General features: G+C 32.0%; 10 protein-coding genes. 8 read left to right on the top strand and 2 right to left on the bottom strand.

The window, feature by feature from the left end:
• On the top strand, positions 1–195 hold a 195-nt coding region (locus tag CDH49_RS15775), incomplete at its 5' end, for a hypothetical protein (protein ID WP_204524836.1).
• Positions 179–412, top strand: coding sequence for a hypothetical protein (locus tag CDH49_RS15240; RefSeq protein ID WP_100616394.1), 234 nt, complete (start codon positions 179–181; stop codon positions 410–412). The genes CDH49_RS15775 and CDH49_RS15240, both read left to right, overlap by 17 nt.
• Here CDH49_RS15240 and CDH49_RS15235 read toward each other — a convergent pair.
• Both CDH49_RS15235 and CDH49_RS15685 read right to left on the bottom strand, forming a co-directional pair.
• The gene (locus CDH49_RS15235; RefSeq protein WP_100616393.1) at positions 405–725 is read right to left on the bottom strand and encodes a hypothetical protein; all 321 of its coding nucleotides are present in this window, start codon (positions 723–725) and stop codon (positions 405–407) included. The genes CDH49_RS15240 and CDH49_RS15235 overlap by 8 nt on opposite strands.
• A gap of 2 nt (positions 726–727) precedes the next feature.
• On the bottom strand, positions 728–901 hold the full coding sequence (locus CDH49_RS15685) for a hypothetical protein (RefSeq protein ID WP_157805343.1): 174 nt from the start codon (positions 899–901) through the stop codon (positions 728–730).
• A 64-nt stretch (positions 902–965) separates the two neighbouring features.
• On the opposite strand from CDH49_RS15685, the gene CDH49_RS15680 reads away from it, so the two are divergent.
• The 6 genes from CDH49_RS15680 (at position 966) to CDH49_RS15210 (ending at position 4721) form a co-directional block, all read left to right on the top strand.
• Entirely contained in the window at positions 966–1115 is a 150-nt protein-coding gene (locus CDH49_RS15680) for a hypothetical protein (protein WP_157805342.1), read from the top strand.
• Between the two features lie 509 nt (positions 1116–1624).
• The gene (locus tag CDH49_RS15230; RefSeq protein WP_100616392.1) at positions 1625–1927 is read left to right on the top strand and encodes a hypothetical protein; all 303 of its coding nucleotides are present in this window, start codon (positions 1625–1627) and stop codon (positions 1925–1927) included.
• Between the two features lie 6 nt (positions 1928–1933).
• Positions 1934–2290 carry a DUF4279 domain-containing protein gene (locus CDH49_RS15225; protein WP_100616391.1) on the top strand — a complete coding sequence of 119 codons (357 nt, stop codon included), beginning with the start codon at positions 1934–1936 and terminating at the stop codon, positions 2288–2290.
• A 202-nt stretch (positions 2291–2492) separates the two neighbouring features.
• Positions 2493–3278, top strand: coding sequence for a hypothetical protein (locus CDH49_RS15220; RefSeq protein WP_100616390.1), 786 nt, complete (start codon positions 2493–2495; stop codon positions 3276–3278).
• 141 nt (positions 3279–3419) lie between these two features.
• Positions 3420–4007: a hypothetical protein gene (locus tag CDH49_RS15675; protein ID WP_157805341.1), complete on the top strand. Its 588-nt coding sequence runs from the start codon at positions 3420–3422 to the stop codon at positions 4005–4007.
• A gap of 174 nt (positions 4008–4181) precedes the next feature.
• A complete protein-coding gene (locus CDH49_RS15210) occupies positions 4182–4721 on the top strand; it encodes an SMI1/KNR4 family protein (protein ID WP_100616388.1) in 540 nt (179 codons plus the stop codon).
• Positions 4722–4968 lie beyond the last annotated feature (247 nt).

The raw sequence follows: 4968 nt of genomic DNA, 5'->3' as shown, positions 1-4968 counted from the left end.
GTGTATAAAAAATTGCTAGTTTTAGTTAACACAAAGTTGGGTGCTTGTTTGCCGGCTTCCGATTTTCCTTCGGAAAATCCTCGCCCACAAACACGCAACTTTCCATACACGAACACGTTGCCCACAATTAGACAGGTAACATTGAAAGTGTATAGGTTGTGGAAAATAAAAGCAACTTATGGACGAAAAAGATAAAAAGATATTAGAACTTTCCAATAATCCAAAATATACTTATGAGGAGATGGAAAAAATGTTTATAGAATCAGAAAAAAGAGCAATAGGATACGAAGCTATATTGTTTTCCATTTTTCACTCCATGAGCTTACAATCAGAAAAGGCAAAGAATTTAGGTTCTTCTTTAGGATTAAAATTTGAAGTTGACGGAGAAAAATTTGAATTACCTATTATTTAAGAGTATTACAAAAATCCGTATATGATTGCATAACGCTTGGTTGTAATGACCAAGATTTTAATATCAATTTACTTAAAAGATAATAAGGATGTGAGTTGGATTTAAACATGTCTTGTAAATTAATATTATTTTCCAAAACTATATCTGTCACAAGTATATTGGCAATCGATTTTATTTCGGCTTCATAGTTATCTATTTGACTTTGCAAATGTTCAGGATAATCTCTTTGAGTAATTTCCAACTTCGAAAAATAACTTTGAATTATATTTTGCAATCTGTTTGTGTATAAAGTGATAAATTCTTGTTCGTTCATAACTATCGTTTTTTATTATTGGAAGTAGAGATAATTAACCACCAGATAATGCCGCCGACTATAATGGCACCGATAGTACCAATAAAGGAATTATCTTCCGCAGCGTTATTGTACATATCCTTATCCGCACCGCCGATTTGGAGAAACAAAATAAAATTAAGGATTGACAGAAACATATAGTTAATTTTTGACCAATATAAAGAAAATTCCTAAATTACGGACAAATAAAAATATCCGTAAATGAAAAAACAATATGCAGCGGTAATAGAGCATAAAGGCCGTTATCTTATAATGAAGCCAGAGGGCGGATCGGAAATAGTAGAGACAAAAGAGGAATTTGAAAGGGATTACGAAAGACAGCCTAGGAACGCAAAACAAAAAGAAAGTTAAAAATAAAAACGACATAAAGATTAAAGAGCCAAGGAACTAACTCGGCTCTAATCGGAAAACTACGACCCGCAACAGTCGCAGAAATGACAGTCCACTTCTATCCAAAATGGAAAAGCTTTAGCCAATTTAGGGAAGATTTTGGTAATCCCATCCTTAGCCAGCTTCCATCGTCGGAAGATTAGTTCGTGACATCTGCCATTTTTTATTTCGAATTGCATAATCTTTATGTTGTTTTTCTTAAAACTAATAAATCTTGAAATCCGAGCATTAAATAATCCGAGCGGAAGATATTAAAAAGAATTAAATTAGACGGCTGACCGACAACGGAAACGGAGAAATAAAAATAACTGTGGGCAACACCGTGTATAAGCCATTGTTTAGGTCTGTACACTTTTGGAAAGTCGGCAAAAAAAGAATAAAAACAGCATTAATTTGCAAACACAATTTTTAACGAGTCACAACGGCTTATACACGAACACGTTGGCGTGCATTTGAGAAACATCAAGAAAATGATTAAGAATAGTAAAATATCGAGTAATATAAACCAATGGAATATTGAATATGACCAAAATGGATTTATGTTAAACGAAAATTGGTTAGTTACCGCTGAAAAAACGGAAGATATTTTACAGTTAAGTCATATCTATGAAGAAGGACCGATTTTAGACGTTGGATTTTACAGAGAGAATTATAAAATCTATGTCATTTATGACAATGATTGGGAAAAACCAAAAGAAGTGTTTGAATCAAATAAAAAAGAATTTATAGAAGACAAATTTTATGAATTGATTGACAAATATGCAAACGGATGATTATAAATGACAAATACTAAAGGTTATACATACTTTGCAATCAAAACCGAAAATGAAAATTTCGGACTCTCGGATTTTGACTCTTTTTTGACTATAAAGCCGACTGATTTTAAAAGGAAATTTGAGAACGGAAAAACGCCTGCTAGTACGATTTGGGAGTTTTCTTCTGGAAAATTAACAAATCCATACTATTTTAAAGAAATTGAAAAACTGATTGACAAACTTGAAAAACATAAAAGTGAATTAATCGGACTGAAAAACGAAAACCCTGAATTTGCTTATGTTTTAGAAGTGGTTATTTTTCTCGGAGATGAAAGTCCTGGACTTCACTTCAGTAATAAGGACAATAAAATTTATGAATGACATAAGTGGAACAATAGATTGTGACATTTATAACGAAAAATAAAAACGACACGCCAACACCGTGTATAAAAAATTGCTAGTTTTAGCTAGCACAAAGTTTGTTGCGTGTTTGCCGGCTTCCGATTTTCCTTCGGAAAATCCTCGCCCCCAAACACGCAACTTTCCATACACGAACACGTTAGCAAACATTTGAAAAACAACAATGAATATATTTTTCGAAATTCTATTTTTTGGACTTTTAATTATTGGATTTTATTTTCTATTTAATCATAAAACTAAAAGGGAAAAAGAATATGAAAAGAAACTCAAGGAAAGTTTGGAAGATGAATTCATTATCGACCCTGAAACTGGAACAAAAATCACATTGGAAGAGGCAGAATCTGGACATTGGATTGCTCACGACAACGAATACAGAACAGTACCTGAAACTGACTTGGAAAAGCTACTTACCGAAGACGAAAAACAAATTGAAGTCGCACTCAACTATTTAAGAGAAAGTAGAGATTATAGAAAAACTGAACTAACTGATGAACAATTTGATGTTTTTGCCAAGTCTAAAACTTTAAATAATTATGATGATTGGTCTTACTCAAACTCATTCTCTTTTGAAAATGGAATTGTAATATTACCTGCACCTGAACTACACGGAATGACTTATTATCAAGACGACTATAAAGAATCCCATCTAATGTTCTGGAAAAAAATTAAAAATGTAAATGGACATTATTATTTAAGAGAAAAATCAATGGCAGAAAAAATATTTGACAAATTTAGAAATGATGATGACATTAAGCTTTTAGACTATGAATGCTTTACTTTTAAAAAAAGTTTTGACTTAATTCAAATTAACAGACTTCTTGAAAAATTTGAGAATCAGAAAGGTTTGGAAATTGAGATTAATAATGACAATATATTTGTCAAAACATTAAAGCTGACAAGTATAGAAGACATTAAACGGATTGAAAAAATATTAAAAAACGTTTGCTAACACCGTGTATAAAAAATTGCTAGTTTTAGCTAACATAAAGTTGGTTGCTTGTTTGCCGGCTTCCGATTTTCCTTCGGAAAATCCTCGCCCACAAACACGCAACTTTCCATACACGAACACGTTAGCCCACATTAAAAAACATTGAGGATACTAAGAAAAATAAAGGAATTCAAATCGAAATTTAGTTCAACATCTGAACTTGATAATACATTTTCATTTCCATATTCAGCTAATAAATTAGAAAAAGAAAATCAAATATGGATGAATCTTCAAAAAGGAATATTTCTTGAAGATAAAAAAATTCTCATTCCATGGAATACACCCTTTAATCAACTTGATAATTACAAGGAAATAAGAGAGGATAAAGGAGACCGAACCGAATGGTATCTTGGAAAACACAAAATATTAGACGGATATGAAAGTAACTTGGGAATCAGTATGTGGATATTTTTGCCATGGACAAATCCTTTTGAAAGAGTTACTGAACTTCTTGGATTTGGAATTGACGGATATAAAAAATCCCAAACATTAATAAACCATTTAGAACTAATACTAGGAAAACCAACATTAATAGACATCGAATTTAAAAATGAAAAATTCTTTGAGGGAAGTTATAAATGGCAAAATAACGGAGTTAAAATTGAAATCATTGGATTTGATATGCATGGTTCTCGATATTTATTGAATATTGGATTAGTTAAAAATAAAAATGAAGAGTTTTTGAGATAATTAATCAGAAAATAAAAAACGTGGGCTAACACCGTGTATAAAAAATTGCTAGTTTTAGCTAATACAAAGTTAGTTGCTTGTTTGCCGGCTTCCGATTTTTCTTCGGAAAATCCTCGCCCCCAAACACGCAACTTTCCATACACGAACACGTTGTAGTGCATTAAAAAAAACACATTGGAGAAAATAATTGACAAATATCTAACCGAAATAATCGCTCTCGATTTGAATTCAAGACCGACTAAAATTGAACCTGAAATGGCGGAAAAAAATGCCAACAAAAATCAGGAGTGGAATAAATGGTTTCCGATTAAAAGTACTGTAACGGATTTAGAACTGGAAGAATTAGAAAAAGAAATTGGACACAAACTACCTTTGAGCTACAAGAATTTTCTAAAATACAAGCACTTTTACGAATTATACATCTCGGAATGTTCGTTTTGTGCGCATCCGATAAAAACTTGGCGGGCGAAAATAATGGAAATGATATTTGATGGTTATCCAAGTGAGGACTTGATAGAAACTGGACGTATTCCTTTTGCTAATTGGAGTGATTGGGGGCTTTTGTGTTTTGACACAACAACGAAATCAGAAAACAATAATTATCCGATTGTTCTTTGGGATCACGAAACTTATGATGAATTTCAATTTCAATACTCTGATTTTGAAAGTATGATTGTCGAATTAGACAGAGAACACGAAGAACAAAAAGAATAAAACGCACTACAACACCGTGTATAAAAAATTGCTAGTTTTAGCTAATACAAAGTTGGTTGCTTGTTTGCCGGCTTCCGATTTTCCTTCGGAAAATCCTCGCCCACAAACACGCAACTTTCCATACACGAAAACGTTGTGCATAATTTAGACAAAACTCCTGCTAAATGATAAAATGGAAATCATATTATATCGTAATTGTGTTTATGGTTATCGGACTTATTTTATCATTTTTTCTTTTGACTAGACA

Source organism: Confluentibacter citreus, from assembly GCF_002807055.1.
In the GTDB taxonomy this organism is placed as follows: domain Bacteria; phylum Bacteroidota; class Bacteroidia; order Flavobacteriales; family Flavobacteriaceae; genus Confluentibacter; species Confluentibacter citreus.
Note: the sequence above shows the minus strand (reverse complement) of the source record. Positions and strands in the feature narration are given on the sequence as shown.

Bases quoted from the DNA above. Each gene is read 5' to 3' on its own strand.
- CDH49_RS15230 (WP_100616392.1), top strand. From the start codon at position 1,625: ATGATTAAGAATAGTAAAATATCGAGTAATATAAACCAATGGAATATT.
- CDH49_RS15225 (WP_100616391.1), top strand. From the start codon at position 1,934: ATGACAAATACTAAAGGTTATACATACTTTGCAATCAAAACCGAAAAT.
- CDH49_RS15235 (WP_100616393.1), bottom strand. From the start codon at position 725: ATGAACGAACAAGAATTTATCACTTTATACACAAACAGATTGCAAAAT.
- CDH49_RS15220 (WP_100616390.1), top strand. From the start codon at position 2,493: ATGAATATATTTTTCGAAATTCTATTTTTTGGACTTTTAATTATTGGA.
- CDH49_RS15685 (WP_157805343.1), bottom strand. From the start codon at position 901: ATGTTTCTGTCAATCCTTAATTTTATTTTGTTTCTCCAAATCGGCGGT.
- CDH49_RS15680 (WP_157805342.1), top strand. From the start codon at position 966: ATGAAAAAACAATATGCAGCGGTAATAGAGCATAAAGGCCGTTATCTT.
- CDH49_RS15240 (WP_100616394.1), top strand. From the start codon at position 179: ATGGACGAAAAAGATAAAAAGATATTAGAACTTTCCAATAATCCAAAA.